We start from the raw sequence: 1,355 nt of genomic DNA, 5'->3' as shown, positions 1-1,355 counted from the left end.
TTATCTTTCAATGGTCAAGCTGGGTTGCATCCGATTGTTTTACAAGAGGTTATGCAATTAAGGGACACAGCCTAGTTGACGTTACTTAAGCGGACTTTCGTGCCGGGATGGGTGAGGGTGGTGTGATGTCTACGCGGTGTGCGTCGAGCATAGCTTTCACGGCTTTATTTGGTTCGTGAAATGGCACAACCATCAGCACTGCTACGGCGCGCAAAATTTCAACAGAAAACATGGTAATCCCACCGCCTGAATTGGCAGGGATTAATCCCCTATGCCAATTGACGTAATCGTATGCAGCCGCACTCAAATAAAACAGAAAAACAGACCCATAGCCTTTGTCGTAAGGTGGGATGCGTGTATTAGTTATACCTGAACGGCAGCAGCGGTATCAAAACAACACCGCCATTTCAAATCTGGGAAACAAAAAAGCCACTTAAGAAAGTGGCTTTTTTGCAAGATTTTAAAGATAAATTTGGTGGCCCCTGCTGGGTTTGAACCAGCGACCAAGCGATTATGAGTCGCCTGCTCTAACCACTGAGCTAAGGGGCCGTGGCGGGGGATTATAAAGTAACTTCTCCAGGCAATCCAGCATCAACATCCCATCTGCCTGTTTTATAAACAACGCATTTTCAATCCGTTATACTTAAGTCTCACGTCCAACATTAGGGGAAAGAGATGATCCATGACATTCTCGCACCAGGATTACGCGTCGTTTTCTGCGGCATTAATCCGGGCAAGTCTTCTGCACACACTGGTTTCCACTTTGCACATCCGGGAAACCGGTTCTGGAAAGTCATTCACCAGGCGGGCTTTACTTACCGGTTATTGCGTCCTGATGAAGAGCGGCATTTATTGGATACCCGCTGTGGCATTACGATGCTGGTTGAACGCCCGACGGTACAGGCCAATGAGGTCGGGTTGCATGAACTACGTTCAGGTGGGCGAGAGCTGATTAAAAAGATGGAAGACTATCAACCTGCGGCACTTGCCATTTTAGGCAAGAATGCCTTCGAGCAGGCATTCAGTGTGCGTGGGGCTCCATGGGGCAAGCAGAATTTCACCATTGATGCGACTCAAGTTTGGGTACTCCCAAACCCCAGTGGGCTGAACAGAACAACGCTTGAGAAGCTTGTGCAAATTTATCGTGAACTGGATGACACGTTGGTGATGAGAGGGTTATAGCAGTGAATCCTGCCATAAAGCATCATTGATATTAATGAATGGAAGTTGTTCTGGAGATTTCAACAAAAAGAAATATGAACCCGAATCGTTGAATGATTTGGCTAAGGAAGGTGCGATTTAATCGTCAATTATGAGAACATAACCCTTTCTTTGACATAGACTTTTCACGATGC

At 46.4% G+C, this 1,355-nt stretch carries 1 protein-coding gene and 1 tRNA gene; one reads left to right on the top strand and one right to left on the bottom strand.

The window, feature by feature from the left end:
• Window positions 1–473: 473 nt before the first annotated feature.
• A tRNA-Ile gene (locus ACSZPU_RS25710) sits at window positions 474–549 on the bottom strand.
• A 126-nt stretch (window positions 550–675) separates the two neighbouring features.
• Here ACSZPU_RS25710 and mug point away from each other — a divergent pair.
• The gene (gene mug / locus ACSZPU_RS25705; protein WP_499004438.1) at window positions 676–1,182 is read left to right on the top strand and encodes a G/U mismatch-specific DNA glycosylase; all 507 of its coding nucleotides are present in this window, start codon (window positions 676–678) and stop codon (window positions 1,180–1,182) included.
• Window positions 1,183–1,355: the final 173 nt, after the last annotated feature.

This window comes from Phytobacter sp. V69, assembly GCF_965644215.1.
In the GTDB taxonomy this organism is placed as follows: Bacteria; Pseudomonadota; Gammaproteobacteria; order Enterobacterales; family Enterobacteriaceae; genus Phytobacter.
The sequence above is the reverse complement of the archived record's forward strand: the minus strand, read 5'-3'. Positions and strand labels throughout refer to the sequence as shown.